Origin of the sequence: Mycobacterium malmoense, assembly GCF_019645855.1 — a bacterium.
In the GTDB taxonomy this organism is placed as follows: Bacteria; Actinomycetota; Actinomycetes; order Mycobacteriales; family Mycobacteriaceae; genus Mycobacterium; species Mycobacterium malmoense.
Map to the genome: position 1 here is coordinate 4,368,937 of NZ_CP080999.1, position 20,206 is coordinate 4,389,142.

Genomic DNA, 20,206 nt, shown 5'->3' on the forward strand with positions numbered 1-20,206 from the left:
AGCTCATGTGATGGCGTTGACCGCGGCCTTCAACCACAACTTCCACGCGTCCGGCACGGGGATGTATCCGTTGTCCGCCAGACCATTCTGTCCGGCGCCGATGGTGCTCTGCAGGAACGCCCTCACGGCCATGCCAACCTGCGGATCCGGGTACTTCGAGCAGACGATCTCGTAGGTCGCCAGCACAATCGGGTAGGCGCCTTGCTGCTTCGGCCTGTAGAACGACACGAGGTTGAGCACGAGGTCGTTTCCCTTCCCCGAGACCGTCGCGCCGGCAATCGTCTTGCCGACCGAGTCGGCGCTGATCACCACTGGATCCTGACCGGCCGAGGTGATGATCTTGGCCATGTTCAGGTTCTTCGCCTGGGCGAAAGACCATTCGTTGTAGGTGACCGCCCCTTCGGTGGCCTTGACGGCCGAAGAGGTGCCGTCGTTGCCCTTGGCGCCCTCACCGACACCGCCGTTGAACGTCTTTCCGGTGCCCTTGCCCCACGCGCCGTTCGAGGCCGCATCGAGATACCTCTGGAAATTGTCCGAAGTCCCGGACAGGTCGCTGCGGAACACCACTCGAATCGGCTCGGCGGGCAGGGCGACGCCTTTGTTCAGCGCCTGGATCGCCGGATCGTTCCATGTGGTGATGCCGCCGTTGAAGATCTTGGCCGCCGTCACGGCGTCCAGGGTTAGCGAATTCAGGCCCGTGACGTTGTAGGTGATCGCGATCGGGCCGAACACCACCGGCAGGTCCCACGCCCGCGAGCCGCAGCGCTGTTGGGCGGCGTCATACTCGTTGGCGGCCAGTGGTACGTCCGATCCACCGAAATCGGTTTGCTTGCCGGTGAATTCGCTAATCCCGGCGCCCGAGCCGTTGGGCGTGTAATTCAACGTCTGACCGGGACAAGCTTGTTCGAACGCTTTGATGAAGCGGGTCATCGCGTTGGCCTGCGCGGTCGACCCGCTGGCCTTCAGCGCCTTCGTCCCGGCGCAATCCACCGGCACCGGCAGCGGGCTCGGCGTCGAACTCCCGCCGGCCGTATTGCTGTTGCCGCCGCCGCACCCCGACAGAATCAGTGCACCGCTGGCCAGGGCAGTCAGCGCGGCGCCAAATCGCTTGAGCTTCACTCTGTTTCCTCACTGCAGGGGGTGAAGCGCGACCGCCGCCGTTCTCGCCGCATCGCGCCGCCAGCCATCTATCGCAGTCATGAAGCTAACAGCTGCAAGGTGAACTTCGGGCGAACTCTGCCTGGGGGTTGGCTGGACCACCCCATGGTTCACGGCGGCAGGCTGTTCGGTTAACCTAACTTTTTTATTCGAGAACATGGATCGAGGGTCGATACGTTGGCGCAGGGTAGCCAGGCCTCGCTCAAGACGAGTTGGTATCTGCTCGGGCCGGCGTTCGTCGCCGCCATCGCCTATGTCGATCCGGGAAACGTCGCGGCCAACGTCAGCGCCGGCACGCAGTTCGGCTATTTGCTGCTGTGGGTGATCGTCGCGGCCAACGTGATGGCGGGGCTGGTGCAGTACCTGTCCGCGAAACTCGGGCTGGTGACCGGGCGCTCGCTGCCCGCGGCGATCGGCGGGCAGATGAACCGCCCGCTGCGGCTGACCTTTTGGGCGCAGGCCGAGATCGTGGCGATGGCAACCGATGTGGCCGAGGTGATCGGTGGAGCGATCGCCTTGCGAATCCTGTTCGATTTGCCGCTGACGATCGGCGGGATCATCACCGGCGTGATCTCGTTGCTGCTGTTGACGATCAAAGACCGCCGCGGCCAGCTTCTTTTCGAGCGCGTCATCACTGGCTTGCTGCTCGTCATCGCCGTGGGCTTCGCGGCCAGCTTCTTCGTCGCCACGCCACCGCCCGACGCCGTGGTCGGCGGCTTGGTGCCGCGGTTCCACGGCCGCGAAAGCGTGTTGCTGGCCGCCGCCATCCTGGGCGCCACCGTGATGCCGCACGCGGTGTACCTGCACTCGGGCCTGGCCCTCGACCGGCACGGACATCCAGAGCCGGGCCAGCTCCGACGGCGGCTGTTGCGCGTCACCCGCGCGGACGTCGCGCTGGCGATGACGGTCGCCGGGACCGTGAACGCGGCGATGCTGCTGGTGGCCGCGATCAACCTGCAGGGCCGTGCAGGAACCGGATCCATCGACGGCGCTTACCTGGCCATTCACCACACATTGGGGTCGGCGATCGCGGTGCTGTTCGCCGTCGGATTGCTCGCGTCGGGCTTGGCGTCGGCATCGGTGGGCGCCTACGCCGGCGCCATGATCATGCAGGGATTGCTACACCGGTCGGTTCCCATGCCGGTGCGCCGGCTGGTCACGCTATGCCCCGCCGTCGCGATCCTGGCGCTCGGTTTCGACCCGACGCGCGCACTGGTGTTGTCGCAGGTAGTTCTGTCCTTCGGCATCCCCTTCGCGGTGCTTCCCCTGGTCAGGCTGACCAGCAACCGCAAGGTGATGGGTGTAGATGCCAACCACCCCGTCACGACGGTTATTGTCTGGGCGGTCGCCGTAATGGTTAGTCTGCTTAACATGGTGCTGATTTACCTGACGGTGACGGGCTGAATGCCGGCCCGCCGGCACCCTTACTTCGCATACGGGTCGAACCTGTGCGTCAGACAGATGGCGCTGCGGTGTCCCGATGCCGCCGATCCACGGCCGGCGGTCCTGTCCGATCACGACTGGCTGATCAACCAGCGCGGCGTGGCCACCGTCGAACCGTTCGCCGGCAACCAGGTGCACGGGGTGCTCTGGCAGCTCTCCGACGCCGACCTGGCGACGCTGGACGGCGCCGAGGGTGTGCCGGTGCGCTACCGGCGCGACCGGCTGACCGTCCACACCGACGGCGGGCCGTCGCCCGCATGGGTCTACATCGACCACCGGGTGACCCCGGGTCCGCCGCGACCCGGATACCTGCCCAGGATCATCGACGGCGCCGTACACCACGGGCTGCCGCAACGATGGATCGACTTCTTGCGCCGCTGGGATCCCGCCCGCTGGCCCCGCCCGGTCTCCGCGACTACCCCAGCGCCGCAGTCACTTTCAGCGCTGTTGCGCGAGCCGGGGGTGGTCGAGGAGAGCCGGCTGCGGTCGCGTTTCGGTTTTCTCGCCATTCACGGTGGCGGCTTGGAAGAGATGACCGACGTCATCGCCGAACGCGCCGCAACGGCCGCCGGCGCGTCGGTGTATCTGCTGCGCCACCCCGACCGCTATCCGCACCACCTGCCGTCGGCCCGTTACGATCCCGACGAATCGCCGCGGCTCGCCAAGTTTCTCGAGCATGTCGACGTCGCCGTCTCGCTGCATGGCTACGGTCGCCTCGGGCGTGGGACGCAACTGCTGGCCGGGGGGCGCAACCGCGCACTGGCGGCCCACCTGGCCCGGCATGTCCGGCTGACCGGTTATCAGGTCGTCACCAACATTGACGACATCCCGCCGGAACTGCGTGGGCTGCATCCGGACAACCCGGTCAACCGGGTGCGCGACGGCGGGACGCAGCTGGAGCTTTCGGTTCGTGTCCGGGGACTTAGCCCACGCAGCCCGCTGCCGGGAGCTGACGGGCTGTCGCCGGTCACCAGCGCCCTGGTGCGGGGCTTGGCGGCTGCGGCCCGTTGCTGGTAAGTGTCGTTTGAACGGAGGTTGTTGGTGGTCAAGGATTTTCGGTTTGCGCTAAGCGTCCGCTTCTTCAAATCGCGCGCGGCGCTAGAGGACAAGGCCAAGCGGGCGGAAGATCTTGGATTCGACGTTCTGTGTGTGCCCGACCATTTGGGCGCGGCGGCACCGTTTCCGACGCTGACCGCGGTCGCGATGGTGACCACGCGGATGCGGTTGAGCATGTATGTGCTCAACGCCGCCTTCTACAAGCCGGCCTTGCTCAGCAGGGACCTTCAGGCGCTAGACATGCTCAGCGGCGGCCGCGCCGAGGTCGGGCTCGGCACCGGTTACGTTCGGGAAGAATTCGAGGCCGCCGAGCTGCCGTACCCCAGCGCCGGAGCCCGGGTCGACTACCTCGAACACATGACGACGTATTTGAAAGAGCATCACCCGACGGTTCCGATCCTCATCGCCGGCAACGGCGATCGGGTGCTGACCCTGGCCGCCCGGTACGCCGACATCATCGGACTGACCGGCTCCAAGGTACGCGACGTCGACGATCCGTTCGCCGAACGCATCGACTTCGTTCGCAAGGCCGCGCCGGATCGGTTTGACCCGCTGGAGCTGAACCTGGCGATCACGGCGATGCCACGTGACGGCGAGACCGCCCCCGACCTGAAGCTGACCCGCAGCTACGCACCGGAACTGTCCGACGAGCAGTTACTGTCCATGCCGTCGGTGCTCAGCGGATCTCCCCGCGAGATGGCCGACACGTTGTCCGGATACCGCGAAAAGTACGGAGTCACGTCCTTTACGGTGCAGGACAACCACATCGACAACTTTGCAAAGGTGATCGCGGAGCTGCGCTGACCGGTTGCTGCCGTCGAGATCGAGCGTCTTGGCTGATCGTCGACGACCGGTCACCATCGACGACGGGTGATCCCTAGCGGTCCCGCTCATCGCGGGCCGGGCGGCTCATGCAGGGGCTCGTCGGCGTGCAGGCAGGCGATCACGTCGGCCAGCGTGGCCGCGACAGAGCAGACCCGGATCGACGTTCCCGCCGTCTGGACCGCAACGGTGTCGGTGACGAGCACTCCACGCAGGTCAAGCTCACGCAGGCGGCCGGCGGCGGCGTGAACCAGAAGCCCATGGGTCGCGGCCACGACAATGTCCGGCGCGACCCCGCGCGCGCGGAGCAATCCGACCGCGGCTTCGATGGTGGCCCCGGTGGTGATCATGTCGTCGACGATCACCGCCGGGCGGCCGCGCACGTCGCCGGCGATGTCCAACGCGGCGACAGCCGAACCACTTTCGCGTTGTTTACGCACCACCGCGACCGGGCCGTGCAGCACCGTCGCATACCGTTCGGCCAGCTTGACCGCGCCCAGGTCGGGGGCGACGACCACCGCCCCCTCCGGCAGCTCGCCGGCGAGCTCGCCCGACAGGACCGGGACGGCGGACAGCGTTTCCACCGGGATGCGGCACGCGGCCTCCAAGGACGGCGTGTGCGGGTCGACAACGACGAGCCGATCGGCGCCCGCGGCGGCGATCGCATCCGCCACAACTGCTGAGCCGAGGGCCTGACCCGGTTTGGTACGCCGGTCCTGGCGGGCGTAGCCGAAGTACGGCACCACCGCGGTCACCCGCGCCGCGCGGGCCCGGCGGCACGCGTCAAGCAGCAACAGCAGTTCGACGAGGTGCTCGTTGACCGGTGGCGATGTCGGCTGGATGACGTAAACATCTGAGCCACACGCATTTTCGATACTCGGACGAAGCTCCCCATCCGGATATCGCTGTGGTGAGCCGCCACCGGGCTCCACGCCCAGATAGTTGGCGATGGCACTGGCCAGAACCGGATTGGCGCTACCGGAGACGATTCGCAGAACGGTCATCGGACACCTTTTCCCTCGCCTTTTTCTCGCCGCACAGGGTCCATGTTGCCAACACTTCGGACAGATCGCCTTCGACGGTCACACCGATTCGGTGTCGGGCCGAGGGATCGGTCACCGTAGAAGGGCACGTTTACGCTGTTTATTCAAGCGCCGCAAGCGAAGTCGAGCACGCGCGGGCGCGGGGTCGTCCACAGTTCGCTGGTCCAACGTCGTCGGGTGAAGGGACGAATGGCCCTAGGCCGGGCGACATCGCCGTCTTTATGGTTGGTCTGCCCGTCACGATTCAGGAGTGCATAATGCCCGCTATGTCGTGGGAGAAACACGCAATCGCCAGTCACCGACACTACCTGGGGAGCAAATCATGAATACTCACTACGGCAGCGGCCCGGCGGCAGGCGAATACAGCGCCGAGGACGACAACCAGCTTCAGCCAGAGGACACCCTCACCGACCGCGGCGTCGACGACATCCTCGACGAGGGGTACTCGCCGCCCGAGCAACCATACGGGCGTGGCGCCTTCGGGCCGTCCGAAACCATGGACGAGCTGCTTGCGGAGGAAGAGCCGGACCCCGCATCGCGGATCGATGTTCCGCTCGATGAGGCCGAGCGGCAGCGCTCTGACGAAGCCGAGCGCGAAGCCGAATTTCCCCAGCGGCGTGAGGTTGGCCGGGCGCGAGCCGGCCGGCTTGTCGCGCCGGACGAGGGATTTGGTGAAGATGCCGAGGCGGAATTGGTCGCCGAGGACGTAGGTATCAGCGGCGGTGCGGCCTCCGCCGAGGAGGCCGCGGTTCACATCATCGAAGACGGGCAGTGACCAAAACTCGCAAGTTCACCCGTCGGCCGACCGGGCTCGTTCAACACGTCGGCCGTGCGGGGAGGTGACATAGCCCACCAGGCCAGCTGGCCAGCGGTCGTGGATGCCCCGACTCCGCATCTCGCCAGCACGCCGGTAGCCTCAATCTCGATCGGCCAATGCGGAGGATTGCTTTTATATGAAGATGTGGATCCAACTTGAAGGCCACGATGAGGATGACGAATACCCGGACGACGCCACCTACGAAGTACTCACGGGCGGTGTGCTAAAGATCGTCAGCGGCAACGACATTCACCTCTACAGTCCGGTGTACTGGCAAGAGGTCACGATCGATACCCGCCCCGCGGTCCAGCGTGACGAACAAGCGCAACCCCTGGACGACGAGCTCAAATGGCAATGAGTCCGGCCCAGACACGATTCGCCTTGGGCCGCAACGCGATCGCCCGCATTTAAGAGGACCCAGTGCGAGCCCCCGAACATCTGCCAAGCGACCCCGTTCACGTCCACGCTTCATGTCGCTTTGCCCCGCCAGCTACACTCACGTCAGCCGCACTGGGACGACCGGCCCGATCTCGGGCCTGTGACCCGGCACGGCGTTAGGACGCCCAGGACACCGCATGGCAGTATTCGAAGACGTCCCTCGCCCTCGTAGCTCAGGGGATAGAGCACGGCTCTCCTAAAGCCGGTGTCGCAGGTTCGAATCCTGCCGGGGGCACTCGATGTTTACGCAGGTCAGCGATGGTTTTTAGGTGTCTGCTGACTAGCCGTGGCTTGCTCCGGCCGGTGCTGTGGTCGGTGATTGTTTGGCATCAGATGACGCAGCCTGGCGGGCGATAGTCAATCGCGTAGCATCAGCCGCGGATGAGCGCACGAGCGTCTTTCATAACCAGCATCGGATGCAGCGGATCGGTCGGAGAGACCTCGAACTCGAAGTGGGCGTAGAACGCGCGGGCCTCATCGTGCGGCACGACACAAAACGCCCCCGCCGCCTGCCTATAGTATATGATGCTATAGTTGGGCATGAGCGGTCGGAGTGACGTATTGCGGACGGTGATGCACGAAACAGGCACCACCCAGTCCGAGTTGTCTCGGCTCAGCGGTGTGCACCAGCCGAGCATCAGCCAGTTCCTCTCGGACAAGGTTGAACTCAGCGATGAGCAGCTCGACCGACTGTTGTCCTGCATGGGGTACCGACTCGAAATCACCCGCCAACCAGTCACTCCCCAGCTGACACGTTCCGAACGCCGCTCGTGGAAACTGCACCGCGAGCTGGCCAGACACCTGACGCGGTCGACTCTCACACAATGGCAACCCACGATCGAGCGCAACCTGCGACGATTGCGGTCCGATGTCACCGGACAGCCGCACATGAGAAACCTCGACCGCTGGGAATCACTCATGAGAGACGGCGACGTACCCGGCCTTCATCGCGTCCTTACTGGACTCGGCCGCGATTGCATCGAGATGCGCGAAGTCTCACCGATGGGTGGGCTGCTCCCCGAGGCGGAGCGCATCCGCGTTCTGCGCACGGTGCGCTGATGCGGCGCGACCAGCTTGAGCACGCTATCCGGACTGCCTGCCAAATCGCCGGTCTGACTGAAGTGATCATCGTCGGCTCCCAAGCGATCCTCGGCACCTACACCGAAGATCAGCTGCCCTTCTACGCCACCAGGTCGGTGGAAATCGACGTTCTACCGATCGCTGACGACACCGGTGAAATCGCCCGTCTTGCAGACGGAATCGAAGGAGCAGCAGGCGAATTCTCCCCGTTTGAACAGCTTCACGGCTTCAGTATCGACGCCGTAGACCTGCAGACCTCGGCACTGCCCGACGGATGGCGCGATCGCCTGGTCAAAGTCCAGAACGAGAACACCGCCGCACCATCGGGCGAACCGCAATTCATCGGATGGTGCCTCGACAAGGAAGACTTGTGTGTTGCGAAACTGTGTGTCCTGCGAGAGAAGGACCAGAACTTCGTCGACGCACTGATCACCGCCGGCCTTGTTAACTCGCAGGTGATCGCTACCCGCCTCGCGACCGTACCCGACCGCCACGAGCATCTCCGCGATATCGACGGACTTCACACGGGGTCATCCTGTTTCGGGTGCCTCGCCTGAGTTCCTCGGCACCGGTGGTCTGCCACCGCTTCCACATCAACGGCGTAGCGCCGCGCAAGCACGTCGTCAACACCGACGCACCGGTGCGGCAAGCAACACGCTGTCCCGCACCGTATTTCGCATGTACTGGTAACCCCGCCATATTCGATCCCGCTGTATTCCTCCCCGGGCGAGGCAACGAACGAGCCGAGATGAGGTGAGCGAGGAGCCTCGACTGCTGGTCGAGTCAGCCAGCGGTGTAGCTGGACATGGCGAGTCGGTCTGCGGAATGGTTGTTTGCTGACGTCCAAATCTGCGGAACTGCGATTCACGGGCCATGAGGCAGTCGAACTCACCCGAGCCGCGAGGCGCCATCGCTCGGAATTGTCAACGGCGGCCGAAAATTGACCCCTTTCCGACGTCGACACGGGGTCAGTTTCCAGACGACGCCGACAGGAGTTGGCCGCCAAGTCCACAGCATCTGCCCGGTGTCGAGCGGGGCCCGAAATGGCTGTCGTCGAACCGTGGTCGACAGGCGAGTATCGTCAGCGACGTGGCGCTTGCACCAGGGACCTGGCCCGTTCCGCTACTGCGTGTGGTTCGTACTTCGAACAAGTACTTGCTCAACCCGCTCATGGGCTTGCTTGCCGGGCGAAAAAACTCGTACGCCGCGGCTATCCGGCATACTGGCAGAAAGTCAGGCAAGCAATATTCGACGCCGGTTGGGGCAGAGCGTACGCAGGACGGGTTCATCATTCCGCTGGGCTACGGGACCCAAGTGGACTGGCTGCAGAACGTGCTTGCCGCTGGGCAGGCCACGGTATCGGCCAAGGGCGAGACCCACGACGTAACCGAACCCGAACTGATCAACGCGGCGACGGCCTTGCCAATGCTCTCGCCGAGGCGGCGGCGGACCTTTGAGCGCCTAGGCATTGCGCAATATCTGCATGTGAAGCTCGCCTGATTGCGATAAGACGCTGCGCACCGCAGAACTGATCTCCCGAAGTCAATCTCAGTCCACACATGCTGTGAGACAACGTAATTAGAGATATGGCGTACTTTACCGGTAACTCTCTGATACCCACGAACAGCTGCGACGCTTAGGACCGTGCCTGGAGCCGACCGCCAAACGTCGTCGACCCTCACCTAACCGGGCTGATTCCCGACTTCCTCGCTGACTGTGCGATTCGCAAGCCTTCACCGCACAGCATCAAGGCCGCTGTGCTGGGGGTGTCTCGTCGTCAGCTCGGTCTCGATCCAGTTCGCGCCGTCGCGTCGAAACAGCATGAACCCTGTTAGTTACGGTAACTTCAAATGGTGAGGTTTACCGCTCGCTTGGCTGCAGTAGCCGTGGCGATGTTCGCCGGCACGGGACACAACTAAGTTGAGCGGTGCGTCAGTGGATGAGCCACTCCGCCGGCACAGCTTTTTGCGACAGCCGAAATCGGTGTGGGCCGTCGCATTTGCCTGTGGGGTCTCGTTCATGGGTTCCGGGTTGGTGAGCCCGATCCTGCCAACGATGGCTAGCCGGCTGCACGCAACTCCAGCGCAGATGTCGCTGTTGTTTACGAGTTACCTATCGGTGACCGCTGTTACGATGCTGGCTACCGGCTGGGTCTCGTTCCGGATTGGCGCCAAGAGGACACTCGTTGTCGGATTGCTCCTCACCGCCGTGTTTAGCGGACTCGCGGGTGCTTCGCACGGGCTCGACGGCATTATTGGCTTTCGCGCCGGATGGGGTCTCGGGCATGCGCTATTTATCGCGACCGCACTGGCCGTCATTGTCGGAGCATCCAGCGGTGGAATCGTGGGCGCGATCGTGCTCTACGAGGCCGCCCTTGGCATTGGTATCGCGCTCGGGCCGGTGATTGGCGGCTTCCTGGGCGAAATCAGTTGGCGTCTACCATTCTTCGGCGTCTCCACCCTCATGGCGATCGGCTTAATCTGTGTCATCACCCTGGTCGCACCGACCGTGCATCCGGCGGAACGCGTCTCGGTCTCAGACCCCATCAAGGCACTTCGTCACCGCGGGTTGCTCACCACATCAATCGCCGCGCTGCTGTACAACTGTGGCCTCTTCATCGTCATCAGCTATGCCCCTTACCCCATGAAGATCACAGCACACGAACTCGGATTCGTATTCTTTGGCTGGGGAGTACTCATCGCGATCTTCTCGGCCTTCTGCGCGCCGTGGGCTCAGCGGCGCATAGGCACCGCGAGATCGCTCTATCTCACAATGCTTCTCATATCAGTGGATGTCGCCGCAATCGGCTACTGGATTGAGCGCCCGCGAATCATCATGATCTGCGTGATCGCCAGCGGGGCGCTCATCGGAATGAACAATACCTTGCTGACTGGCACTGCGATGCATGTGGCGCAGGTGCCCGGTCCAACTGCTTCTGCCGCTTACAATTTCGTGCGATTCATCGGTGGAGGTGTCGCGCCGTGGGTGGCCGGTATTGCGGCCAGGCACTATGGTCATTCCTCGGCGTTCTACGTCGGCGCGGCCGCGGTACTCCTTGGATTGGTGGTGCTCGCTACCACGCACCGGCTCATCGTGCAGGTGGATGAGCGCCGCGTCCAAGAAACCGAAGAAGTCATTGAGGAGTTTCTGGATTCAATGGGCAACGTTGGCTAGAAACAAGTTTGAGTTGCGGCCGGGGCACTATGGCAGCACGGTATGCATCAACATCACGTCGTATGCCGACCACAGCGACAGGTTGAAGTACAGGTCCCGACCAGACGACCAGGGATGGATCATCGGCGCGTAGATGCCACCGGGCATCTGGAACGACGACACGAGCGGTTGCTCCGGGCTCCACGGTCCCTGAGGGGTCGGCGCAGTCCTGGCCACGACGTCGTTGCTGCCACCGTTGGTATACAGCACCAGGTACTGCTTGAGATAGTTGTTGTATTGGGCCGACATTTCGCCCACGGGAGCCGGAAAAATCGGCGTCGCGGCCCCCGGATTGGCCGGGACCCAGCGCCCGCCATCGTCGCCATTCCAGTACTGGTACTTGGTCAAGTCCGGCAGCTGATTCGGGGTAACTCGCGACAGAAAGGCCGCACCGCCGCGCCCGGACGGAGTTCCGAACTGGTAGAGGTAGCCGTCGTTACCCTTCATGAAGGCGCCCATCTGGAAATTCTCGTTCCCCGGCGTGAACCCGGCTCCCGGGATGGCATCCGCCGAAGCCGTGCGGATACTGGTGGGGAAGATCCCCCAGTTCTGTCCGTTGTCGTTGGACCTGGCGATCGCGGAGTAGTTTGTCGTCCATTCGCCATCGCGACCCCATTGCCGGATCGACATGTAGCTCATGTACTGGGTTCTGCCGAGGGAGATCGCGGCGGTCGGAATGATTCCCGTCTCGTGCGACGCCTTGTGGATGGTGTTGACCACCTGTTTGGACAGGCCGTTTGTCCACACCGGTGAGCCCGAGTACTTGTCGTTGGGCACCCCGTCGGCCACGTGGATTCCGTGCGACAAATCATGGTCGGAACTGCGGAACAGGACGTTGTATCGCCATTCTTGACCGTGGACCTTGCAGTAGCCGAATGTGTCACCAAAGGCCATGAGGATCTGATGGTTGGCGGGATCGCCATTGTCCCAGGCGATTCCGAGGTCTGTCCCGGAGATACCGAAACGTTGCAGGGTCTTATTCGGACCGTTCGGTCCGGTCACCCAGTCGACGAGCGATGTCGGTGCCCCCGCGATCGAGGCGGGCGGCGGCGGTGCCGGCTGCGGCGGAACCGGTGCGGCGTTCGGCTGTAACTGAGTAGCGTTCGGGGACTGCGGGATGCCGGGCGCGGGCGGATTGGGCCCGGGCGGCGGTACTACTCCCGCCTGAGGTTGTATCGGCGCGGAGTATCGAGTACCCGGCGATCCCGGCCTGATCAAAGAAGAGATCAGCGGACCCAGCTTGGGCAGCGGCGCGCGGTCATTCGTATTGGAGGGCCTGCGCCCGGTCGGTGGTTGGACGACGGGCTGGGGTGCGGGCATCGCTGGGGGTGCCGCGGGAGGATCCACGTTCGCTTCGGGCGCGCCGCAAGGCGTGGCGTTCGCCGACGGCGCGAGGCCGACCGCACCAATGAATGCGATAGCAGCCACCGACGCCACCGATAGCGATACGGTCCGAGGAATCGCCGACAAATGTCACACCTTTCCAGGAGCAGGCCGCCGCATTGACGTCCGCAGTTGGCTCATGTGACGATAGTGATTTACGAGGCTGCTGTGACCACTGATTCGGCAATAGGTATGCATCCGAGACCGTGTCGCAATCGAGAGTTTTCACGGGAAATGCGCGCGCGGGAGCGCCGGCGCTCCCGGCCCCGCTGTTGGGCCCATAGGCCCCCCGCCCCCATCACTCGCTTGGGTCACAGGACGGTCACGTGCGGCGGTTTGCCCACCTCGTAGAAGGCTGCGGCCGGCCACGTTGGCACCCCAGGGAGCCGCTACGACTGCGTTAGCTAAGAGCCGGCATGTTTGTCCACCGCTGCCGGTGGCAATGTTTCAACAGAGGTGGGTGCGTCGGCCGGCCGGCGCACTTATCCAGGTCCCGTCGGTTCAGCCCGAGAGCCGACGGGGCCGCCCTTTTGCCTGCGCCCCGGCAACCGGACCGGCTCGCCGGATGGGCACGTCATCCAGGAGTACCGTGCCGCACGGCCTGGACGGCATCTGTCTGCGCAACACCGAGAATCGGCCACACCCGGCGTTGAAGACCTATCACCCGTTCGATGGTGACGGCATGCTGGACATGGTCGGCTTCCGCGACGGAAAAGCCTTCTACCACAACCGCTTTGTGCGCACGGATGGCCGGCGTGCAAACTCCAGTAGCCCGAACGTACTTTCAGCGGCACGCATTCGGCGTGGGTGCGCGGCGCGCGGTTGCCGCGCCGGCATTCGCCGAGTCGGCGGCGAGCGCCATCGGGCCGGGTGGATCGCCGAGCCTGTAATCCGGCAGCATAAGTACGAGTGGCGGTCTGCAGAATTACAGGCTCGGCGAATCGGGGTAGCAGTGGACAACGAAAAGCGTCATCGGACAACGCACTGGCCCGCGCGGCTGGCGTCGATCGGGGCCATCCGCTTCGCTCGCCGCTCGTCGAACTTCGAAGAAACAGTGCGGTTTTACCGTGAGCTGGTGGGGCTGCCGCTCTACGAAACGTTCGAGGCCAGCTACGGCAGCAACGGCGCCATATTCGGCCTGCCCAGTTGGAACCTGACGCTCGAAATCGTGGAGGCCGTCGACACCGTCGCCGTCGATCACCACGAACAGCTGTGCCTGTACTTTCCCGACAGGCAGGCACGGCAAGCCGCGATCGCGCGCTTTCAGGCGGCGGGGCTGGCACCCGTGGAGCAGCACCCCTACTGGGAGGCGACGGGTGCGGTCACCTATCGCGACCCCGACGGCCGCGAAGTCGTGTTCGCGCCCTTTGTGTTCGGCGTCAACGAGCCCGAGGACACGTCAGGCAGACACGAGTTCCCGCCGGCCTGAAACCTCACCGGCCGGAAACCACCGCCGCGATCACTGCCGCAACCGAGCATGCCACGGCGCAGACGGCAGCGACGGCGCCGACGTAGAGCCCGTATTGCGCCGACACCGGCGGGCTGACGTTGAGCCGGTAGTACCACAGTGTGAGCGCCACGATCAGCAGCGAAATGACGAGCGCGGCAACAGAAGCGAGCTTCACCGACAGGCCGCGGCCCACCATCGCCCCGGCCACCAGCAGCGTCGAGGACAGCAACACGATGAGCTGGCCCGCACCGAACCCCGGCGGCAGCTCCAGGCTGCCGTGGGTGCCTCCGATGGCGTTGGACCAGCCCCCGCCATTGACCGCCGTCGTCAGCCACGGCATCCAGGCGCTGGCCGAGATGAGCAGGGCGAAAAACGCCACCAGCCAACCAGAGCGCAGCCGGCGAGTCATGGTTGCGAGGTTAGCCGACGCGGGTCCGGGCCCGTGTGACCGAACGGCAGCGAGCCGGAAACTCACCGCCGGCCACCATCTCCGTTCATCTGTGGGTCGGGGGCCGTGAACACCCTGACAAAGTTGTGCAGCGATTCATTGATGTCGCTTCGCAGCGCCGCGGCAACGATCATGCCGATCGGCCCGAACAGCGCCGGGCCGCCCAGATGTACGTCGAACCCGACGACGGAGCCCTCGTCTTTGGGCTGGATCTTGGCCATCAGCTTGACCTTGACTCCGCCGACACCGTCGCCGTTGAGTGTCATGCCTTGCGGCGGCTTGTAGTGCACGACCGTCCATCTGATCCGGTTGAGCATGCCCTTGACCTCGACGATCGATTCGATGACCGTCCCCTTCTCGATCTCGTCGGGCAACGTGCTGCGCCACACCCGGTGGATCGTCAGCCATTCCCTGTACCGAGAGAGGTCGGAGGCATGCTTCCAGGCGACCTCGGGGGGCAGGGGTACGTCGATGGATCCGGAGAGTTTCGCCATGCGCTCAGTTCTGCTGGTCGCCGGGGCCAGCAGACTCAGCGGCCTTCTTCGCCTCCTCCTGCACCTTGTGGATGGTGTCGGAGTACTTGCCCTTCGTCTTGCCGTCGACGAACTCGCCGGCCTTGTCGATCGCGGTCTCGACCTTGTCGGCGTTCTGCGCCAACAGGTCTTTCGCCTTGTCCAGGAATCCCACGCGCCAGCCCCCTTCCCGCAGATGTTGCTTTGCTGGTCAAAGCCTAACTTGTCGGTGCCCACAACCGCGGCCGGACGCCCAGCATCTTGGCCCGGATCCACCAGGTTGCCTCGATCGCCGCGGCCCCCGCCACACCGATCCCCAGCGCGGTCGAGGTCACCACCATATTCGACGGGTCGAGCAGGAACTTCTGCTGGGCCAGCGGGATGCTGAAGATCACCACGTAGGCCAGGCCGGAGGCAACCACCAGCGCCACCCGCCACCACTGGTAGGGGCGCGCCACCACCGCGAGCACCCATAGCGCGGTCACCAGCAACGTGATCAGCGCAGCGGTCGACGCCTGATCCTGTTGCTGGAACGTGGCGTGGCGGCCGTGGTAGGCCACCAGGTAGGAGACGAACGTGGCGACACCGGCGACAAGTCCGGACGGCAGCGCCGAGGTCAGCACCCGCCGCACGAAGCCCGGGTGGGCGCGTTCGTTGTTGGGTGCCAGCGACAGGATGAACGACGGAATACCGATGGTGAACCACGCCGCGATCGTGACGTGGATCGGCTGGAACGGATACAGCAGCGGGTCGGCCTTGAGCGGTTTGGCAAACAGGCATTCGGTGCCCACAAACAGCGCGAGCAGCACCGAGTACACCGTCTTGGTCAAGAACAGGTTGGCGACCCGCTCGATGTTTCCGATCACCCGCCGGCCCTCGCCGACGACATACGGTAGCGTGGCAAACCTGTTGTCCAGCAACACGATTTGCGCCACCGCGCGCGACGCCGGGCTGCCCGCGCCCATCGCGACACCGATGTCGGCGTCCTTGAGGGCCAGCACGTCGTTGACGCCGTCGCCGGTCATCGCGACGGTGTGGCCGTGCGATTGCAGGGCGTGCACGATGGCGCGCTTCTGTTCGGGCCGCACCCGGCCGAAGGTGGTGTGGCAGTCCAGCGCGTCGGCCAGTTCGGCTGGGTCGGTGGGGAGTTGACGCGCATCCATCGTCTCGCCGCGCAGTCCGAGCTTGCCGGCGATGGCGCCGACCGAGACCGCGTTGTCGCCGGAGATCACCTTGACCGAAACGCCCTGGGTAGCAAAATAATCCAGTGTGTCGCGGGCGTCGGGACGGACTTTCTGCTCGAGTACTACCAGGGCGATGGGGGTGACCCGGCCCGGTGCGTCCGGGCGATCCACGGCCACCTCGCCGCGACCCAACAGCAGCACCCGCAGCCCTTGGGCCCCGATCCGCTCGGCCCGTTCGGCGACCGCCGATGCCGGGTCGAGCAGCACGTCCGGCGCGCCGATCACCCAGTCGCCGTGATCGCGGTAGGACACGCCGCTCCACTTGGTGGCCGACTTGAAAGGCGCGGTGGCGGTGGCGATCCAGCCGGGCGGCTGGTCGTAGGTGTCGGCGATCGCCTGCATGCTGGCGTTGGGCCGCGCGTCGGCCGTGGCCAGCGCCGCCAGCACGTCGGCGACGGTTTCGGACTGCGCGGCCCGCGCCCCGACCTCGAAGACGTCGGCAACCCGCATGCCGTTTTCGGTCAGGGTGCCGGTCTTGTCGACGCAAACCACGTCGACCCGGGCCAATCCCTCGATCGCGGGCAGCTCCTGGACCAGGCATTGGCGTTGACCGAGCCGGATGACCCCGACCGCGAACGCGATCGACGTCAACAGCACCAGGCCTTCGGGCACCATGGGCACCAGCGCCCCGACCATCCGCAGCACGGACTGCCGCCAGCCGGCGTGCGTGGTGAACAACTGGGTGTAGATCGTCAGCAGACCGGCCGGCACCAATAGATAGGTGATGAACTGCAGAATGCGGTTAATACCATGGCGCAGTTCGGATTTGACCAGGGTGAACTTGCTGGCCTCCTCGGCGAGCTTGGCCGCGTACGCGTCCGGGCCGACCTTGGTGGCGCGGTAGGCGCCGGTGCCGGCGACGACGAAGCTGCCCGACATCACCGCGTCGCCGGGGGCCTTGGCGATCAGGTCCGCCTCGCCGGTCAGCAGCGATTCGTCGATCTCCAAGTTCTCTTCCTCGAGGATCTCGCCGTCGACGACGACCTGATCCCCCGGGCCGAGCTCGATGACGTCGTCGAGCACCACCTCGCTGGGCATCAGCGTTCGAGTCCCGGATCGCCTGCGCACCAACGGTTTCGCCTGCCCGACGATCGCCAGCTTGTCGAGCGTCTGCTTGGCCCGGATCTCCTGGACCATGCCGATGACGCTGTTGGCGACGATGAGCAGCCCGAACAGCCCATTGATCACCGAGCCCGTCGCCAACACAATGATCAGCAGCACGCCCAGGATCGCGTTGATCCGGGTGAAGACGTTGGCCCGAACGATCTCCGCGATGCTGCGCGCGGCGCGCTGCGGAACGGCGTTGCTCTTGCCCTCGGTTACCCGCCGCGCCACCTCCGCATCGGTCAGGCCTAGCGTGTTAGCGACGGTCATCGGGTGAAGGTTCCCAGCTTGTCCGAATCGAAGTACTCCAGATTCAGCGTGGCGCGGGGGAACCCGGCGAAGACGGCCTTGGAAATCGTCCCAGGCGGGGCGTTTTCGTTCGTCAGCGGGAATGTGAAGGTATTGCCGTCCCAGTGCATCAGGGCGAAGGTCTGGTTTTTCGGCCCGAGCGAGAGCTGCAGCGCACCATCGCGTTCGGTTACGACGGCCGGACCCCAGTAGTCGTTGGCGTATACGCCGGCGTAGTCGCGCGGCGGTCTGGCCGGTGTGGGGTTGGCCGGGGGCTGCTTGCCGACGAGCGAGCCTTCCGGGTTGTTCATCCAGCCGATCGCCTGCCTGTACAGGCTGGCCCAGTCTTCGCGAATCTGGCCGTACTGCACCAAATCCATGAATTCGGCGGTCAGCGTCTCGGGCACACCGATGGGCGCGGCATTGGTCAGTGCGATGATGGCCAGGTCCTCGGACGGCATCACCACAAAGTTGGTCGCCGCCCCCAAAGAGAAAGCGCCGGAATGACTGTATTCGGTGCGCCCCGACGACGTCACCGACACGTTGAACCCGTAGCCATAGAAGCCAGAACGCGCCTTCGGCGTGGTCGCGGGCGCCGAGACGACCTGCGCGGTGGTGGCGGCCAGCAGGGCTTCCGGCGACACGATCCGCTGGCCGCCGTAACTTCCATTGCCCAGCAGCATGATTAGCCAGTGCGCCATGTCGTTGACCGACGAGCTCACGCCGCCCGCGGGCGTCTGTGTATCGGGATCGCGTTGGAAGCGCGGCTCCCATTTGTCTCCGACCCTGACGTGGTTGACGGCGCGGTCGGGCCTGGCCATGAAATCGGCGAACCGCGAACTGGTCGACGCCATTCTCAGCGGGCGGTAGAGCACCTCGTCGGACAGGTCGGCCCACGGTTTGCCCGCGGCGGCGGCCACCGCCTCGGCCGCGGCGGTCACGCCGAAGTTGGTGTAGGCGTAGCTGATTCGAAAGGGCGACAGCGGCAGGTACTTCAGCCGTTCGAGCGACTGGCGGCGGTCGTAGCCCAGATCCTCCAGCTTGTCACCGGCATGGTCGGGCAGCCCGGAACGATGCGAATACAGGTCGGCAATGCTCACATGGCCGGTGACGTAGGGATCCTCCAGCGCGAACCACGGCAGCTTGGACACCACCGGCGTGTCCCAGGTGACGACGTTGTCGCCGACCTCGTGCGCGACCACCGTCGCGCCGACCGATTTCGACACCGAGGCCAGTTGGAAGACGGTGTCGGCGTTGACCTTGTTGTCCTGGCCGTCGCCCTTGCTCGTGTCTTTGATGCCGAAGCCCTTGGCATATACCGTCTTTCCGCCGCGGACGACGGCGACGGCCATTCCCGGGATGCCGGTGGCCTTCATCAGGTTGCCGATCAGGCCGTCGACCTTGGAGATGGCATCGTCGATGCGACCCGGGGGAATGTCCACGCCCGAAACCTCGTTGGGCGGTGCGTTAGACAGTGCGGACGGCGGGCCGGATACCGGTTGCGCCGGCCCGCATCCCGTCGACGCAAGCAAGGCCAGCACGACGGCGGCCGTTGCGGCGCGTTTCGTCATGGCGGAACTCTAGCGTGGTTTAGAGCCGCCACCACGGGTTGAATCGCGGGGGCGCGGCGGGTTCGACGCGTTGACCGGGCGCGGGCACCGCCACATTCACATGAGCCGGCGTCGCGGCCGCGAGCAGGCGCTCGACCGGTTCCGCCCACGGGTGCGGGGCCAGCCGGAAGGTGCCCCAATGGATGGGCACCAGCAGTCCCGACCCCGAGTCGGTGATATCCAGGTGCGCCCGAACCGCCTCCTCGGGGTTCATGTGGATGTCGGGCCAGGCCGTGTTGTAGGCGCCGATGGGCAGCAGGGTCAGGTCGAACGGTCCGTGGTCGGCGCCGATCTGCGTGAAGCTCTTGGTGTAGCCGGTGTCGCCGCCGAAATACACGCGGCGGCTCGGGCCAAGGAAGACCCACGATGCCCACAGCGTGGTGTTCCGGCCCAGGAAGCGTCCCGAAAAGTGCCGTGCCGGCACGCAAATCAGGGTGAGCTCGTCGACTTGAGCGCTCTGATGCCAGTCAAGCTCGACGATGCGGCGCTCGGGGATGCCCCACGCGCGCAGGTGGGCACCGACTCCCAGCGGCACGACGAACGGGGCCCGCTGGGTGCGGGCCAGCGCGAGGACGGTGTCGACGTCGAGGTGGTCGTAATGGTCGTGGCTGATCACCACGGCATCGACGGCGGGCAGCCCGTCCAGTTGCACCGGCGGCGGATGCAGCCGCCGCGGTCCGACGACGTCCGACGGTGAGCATCGGTTACTCCACACCGGATCGGTGAGCACGCGGTAGCCGTCGATTTCCAGCAGCGCCGTCGAGTGACCGAACCAGCTGACGGCGAGCCGGCTGGGGTCACGCTCGACGATCTCCGGCGCGGCCAACGGGATCGGCGCCGCCGGCCGGCCGCTGCCGCGTCCACCCACGAATTCCCACGCGATCAGCCGCAGTTGCTCGCGGTCCATGTTGAACGTGGCCGGGTCGAGGTTGACGAACTTGCCGTCGGAGTAGTTCGGCGATTTCTGCGCCACCGCTCGGATCGAAGCGGGATCGGCGCCCAGCGCTGCCGGCGCGCCATGCAGCGCGCGCAACGCCCATCCACCGGCCGCCAGCGAGGCCGTGCCGGCGGCCAGCCGCAGCGCCCCCCGCAGCATG

The 20,206-nt window shown here is 65.1% G+C and carries 19 protein-coding genes, 1 tRNA gene and 2 pseudogenes; 12 read left to right on the forward strand and 10 right to left on the reverse strand.

Annotated elements, in window-relative coordinates; translation table 11 throughout:
- Positions 1–3 precede the first annotated feature (3 nt).
- Positions 4–1,119, reverse strand: coding sequence for a phosphate ABC transporter substrate-binding protein PstS (pstS, locus tag K3U93_RS20000; RefSeq protein ID WP_083011419.1), 1,116 nt, complete (start codon positions 1,117–1,119; stop codon positions 4–6).
- Positions 1,120–1,305: 186 nt separating this feature from the next.
- Between pstS and K3U93_RS20005 the strand changes: the two genes are divergently transcribed.
- Genes K3U93_RS20005 through K3U93_RS20015 form a run of 3 tightly spaced genes read left to right on the forward strand, consistent with a single transcriptional unit; the run spans position 1,306 to position 4,461 of the window.
- Positions 1,306–2,562 (forward strand): Nramp family divalent metal transporter, encoded by a 1,257-nt coding sequence (locus K3U93_RS20005; protein ID WP_230981699.1) that lies wholly within the window; start codon positions 1,306–1,308, stop codon positions 2,560–2,562.
- Complete coding sequence (locus K3U93_RS20010; RefSeq protein WP_083011418.1) at positions 2,563–3,618, forward strand: poly-gamma-glutamate hydrolase family protein; 1,056 nt, start codon at positions 2,563–2,565, stop codon at positions 3,616–3,618.
- An 18-nt stretch (positions 3,619–3,636) separates the two neighbouring features.
- Positions 3,637–4,461, forward strand: a complete 825-nt coding sequence (locus K3U93_RS20015) for an LLM class F420-dependent oxidoreductase (RefSeq protein WP_083011466.1) — start codon at positions 3,637–3,639, stop codon at positions 4,459–4,461.
- A gap of 86 nt (positions 4,462–4,547) precedes the next feature.
- Here the strand turns inward: K3U93_RS20015 and K3U93_RS20020 are convergent, their stop codons facing one another.
- On the reverse strand, positions 4,548–5,483 hold the full coding sequence (locus K3U93_RS20020) for a ribose-phosphate diphosphokinase (protein ID WP_139797097.1): 936 nt from the start codon (positions 5,481–5,483) through the stop codon (positions 4,548–4,550).
- A gap of 361 nt (positions 5,484–5,844) precedes the next feature.
- Here K3U93_RS20020 and K3U93_RS20025 point away from each other — a divergent pair, with 361 nt between their 5' ends.
- From K3U93_RS20025 to K3U93_RS20035, 3 genes are all read left to right on the forward strand, one after another.
- The gene (locus K3U93_RS20025; protein WP_083011417.1) at positions 5,845–6,297 is read left to right on the forward strand and encodes a DUF5709 domain-containing protein; all 453 of its coding nucleotides are present in this window, start codon (positions 5,845–5,847) and stop codon (positions 6,295–6,297) included.
- A 184-nt stretch (positions 6,298–6,481) separates the two neighbouring features.
- Positions 6,482–6,697: a hypothetical protein gene (locus tag K3U93_RS20030; protein WP_230981471.1), complete on the forward strand. Its 216-nt coding sequence runs from the start codon at positions 6,482–6,484 to the stop codon at positions 6,695–6,697.
- Between the two features lie 242 nt (positions 6,698–6,939).
- Positions 6,940–7,012: transfer RNA gene (locus K3U93_RS20035), tRNA-Arg, on the forward strand.
- 136 nt (positions 7,013–7,148) lie between these two features.
- Here K3U93_RS20035 and K3U93_RS20040 read toward each other — a convergent pair.
- Positions 7,149–7,259, reverse strand: a pseudogene (locus tag K3U93_RS20040) (GNAT family N-acetyltransferase); the annotation flags it as partial.
- A gap of 88 nt (positions 7,260–7,347) precedes the next feature.
- Between K3U93_RS20040 and K3U93_RS20045 the strand changes: the two are divergent.
- The 4 genes from K3U93_RS20045 to K3U93_RS20060 all read left to right on the forward strand — a co-directional run bounded on the left by K3U93_RS20045 (position 7,348) and on the right by K3U93_RS20060 (position 11,031).
- Positions 7,348–7,836, forward strand: a complete 489-nt coding sequence (locus K3U93_RS20045; protein ID WP_230981700.1) for a helix-turn-helix domain-containing protein — start codon at positions 7,348–7,350, stop codon at positions 7,834–7,836.
- Positions 7,836–8,414 carry a DUF6036 family nucleotidyltransferase gene (locus tag K3U93_RS20050; protein ID WP_230981473.1) on the forward strand — a complete coding sequence of 193 codons (579 nt, stop codon included), beginning with the start codon at positions 7,836–7,838 and terminating at the stop codon, positions 8,412–8,414. Before K3U93_RS20045 ends, K3U93_RS20050 begins: the two co-directional genes overlap by 1 nt.
- Before the next feature lie 532 nt (positions 8,415–8,946).
- Positions 8,947–9,357 (forward strand): nitroreductase family deazaflavin-dependent oxidoreductase, encoded by a 411-nt coding sequence (locus K3U93_RS20055; RefSeq protein WP_230981484.1) that lies wholly within the window; start codon positions 8,947–8,949, stop codon positions 9,355–9,357.
- A gap of 483 nt (positions 9,358–9,840) precedes the next feature.
- Positions 9,841–11,031: an MFS transporter gene (locus K3U93_RS20060; RefSeq protein WP_420915428.1), complete on the forward strand. Its 1,191-nt coding sequence runs from the start codon at positions 9,841–9,843 to the stop codon at positions 11,029–11,031.
- 27 nt (positions 11,032–11,058) lie between these two features.
- Here K3U93_RS20060 and K3U93_RS20065 read toward each other — a convergent pair whose 3' ends face one another.
- Positions 11,059–12,540: a glycoside hydrolase family 183 protein gene (locus K3U93_RS20065; protein ID WP_083011415.1), complete on the reverse strand. Its 1,482-nt coding sequence runs from the start codon at positions 12,538–12,540 to the stop codon at positions 11,059–11,061.
- Between the two features lie 502 nt (positions 12,541–13,042).
- Between K3U93_RS20065 and K3U93_RS20070 the strand changes: the two are divergent.
- Together K3U93_RS20070 and K3U93_RS20075 are read left to right on the forward strand one after the other, a co-directional pair.
- Positions 13,043–13,204: pseudogene (locus K3U93_RS20070) on the forward strand (carotenoid oxygenase family protein); the annotation flags it as partial.
- Positions 13,205–13,405: 201 nt separating this feature from the next.
- The gene (locus K3U93_RS20075) at positions 13,406–13,882 is read left to right on the forward strand and encodes a VOC family protein (protein ID WP_139797102.1); all 477 of its coding nucleotides are present in this window, start codon (positions 13,406–13,408) and stop codon (positions 13,880–13,882) included.
- A gap of 4 nt (positions 13,883–13,886) precedes the next feature.
- Here K3U93_RS20075 and K3U93_RS20080 read toward each other — a convergent pair whose 3' ends face one another.
- From K3U93_RS20080 to K3U93_RS20105, 6 genes are all read right to left on the reverse strand, one after another.
- A complete protein-coding gene (locus K3U93_RS20080; RefSeq protein WP_071510505.1) occupies positions 13,887–14,312 on the reverse strand; it encodes a hypothetical protein in 426 nt (141 codons plus the stop codon).
- A gap of 62 nt (positions 14,313–14,374) precedes the next feature.
- Complete coding sequence (locus tag K3U93_RS20085) at positions 14,375–14,845, reverse strand: type II toxin-antitoxin system Rv0910 family toxin (protein WP_083011414.1); 471 nt, start codon at positions 14,843–14,845, stop codon at positions 14,375–14,377.
- A 4-nt stretch (positions 14,846–14,849) separates the two neighbouring features.
- Positions 14,850–15,038 (reverse strand): antitoxin, encoded by a 189-nt coding sequence (locus tag K3U93_RS20090; protein WP_071510531.1) that lies wholly within the window; start codon positions 15,036–15,038, stop codon positions 14,850–14,852.
- A 43-nt stretch (positions 15,039–15,081) separates the two neighbouring features.
- Entirely contained in the window at positions 15,082–17,481 is a 2,400-nt protein-coding gene (locus tag K3U93_RS20095; RefSeq protein WP_071510507.1) for a cation-translocating P-type ATPase, read from the reverse strand.
- Positions 17,478–19,070, reverse strand: coding sequence for a serine hydrolase (locus tag K3U93_RS20100; protein ID WP_083011413.1), 1,593 nt, complete (start codon positions 19,068–19,070; stop codon positions 17,478–17,480). Before K3U93_RS20100 ends, K3U93_RS20095 begins: the two co-directional genes overlap by 4 nt.
- Positions 19,071–19,089: 19 nt before the next feature.
- Positions 19,090–20,205 carry an MBL fold metallo-hydrolase gene (locus tag K3U93_RS20105; RefSeq protein ID WP_083011412.1) on the reverse strand — a complete coding sequence of 372 codons (1,116 nt, stop codon included), beginning with the start codon at positions 20,203–20,205 and terminating at the stop codon, positions 19,090–19,092.
- Between the last annotated feature and the right edge of the window lies 1 nt (position 20,206).

Coding starts and splice junctions, on each gene's coding strand:
- K3U93_RS20100 (WP_083011413.1), bottom strand. CDS start 19,070: ATGACGAAACGCGCCGCAACGGCCGCCGTCGTGCTGGCCTTGCTTGCG.
- K3U93_RS20050 (WP_230981473.1), top strand. CDS start 7,836: ATGCGGCGCGACCAGCTTGAGCACGCTATCCGGACTGCCTGCCAAATC.
- K3U93_RS20080 (WP_071510505.1), bottom strand. CDS start 14,312: ATGACTCGCCGGCTGCGCTCTGGTTGGCTGGTGGCGTTTTTCGCCCTG.
- K3U93_RS20095 (WP_071510507.1), bottom strand. CDS start 17,481: ATGACCGTCGCTAACACGCTAGGCCTGACCGATGCGGAGGTGGCGCGG.
- K3U93_RS20085 (WP_083011414.1), bottom strand. CDS start 14,845: ATGGCGAAACTCTCCGGATCCATCGACGTACCCCTGCCCCCCGAGGTC.
- K3U93_RS20025 (WP_083011417.1), top strand. CDS start 5,845: ATGAATACTCACTACGGCAGCGGCCCGGCGGCAGGCGAATACAGCGCC.
- K3U93_RS20105 (WP_083011412.1), bottom strand. CDS start 20,205: ATGCTGCGGGGGGCGCTGCGGCTGGCCGCCGGCACGGCCTCGCTGGCG.
- K3U93_RS20010 (WP_083011418.1), top strand. CDS start 2,563: ATGCCGGCCCGCCGGCACCCTTACTTCGCATACGGGTCGAACCTGTGC.
- K3U93_RS20020 (WP_139797097.1), bottom strand. CDS start 5,483: ATGACCGTTCTGCGAATCGTCTCCGGTAGCGCCAATCCGGTTCTGGCC.
- K3U93_RS20030 (WP_230981471.1), top strand. CDS start 6,482: ATGTGGATCCAACTTGAAGGCCACGATGAGGATGACGAATACCCGGAC.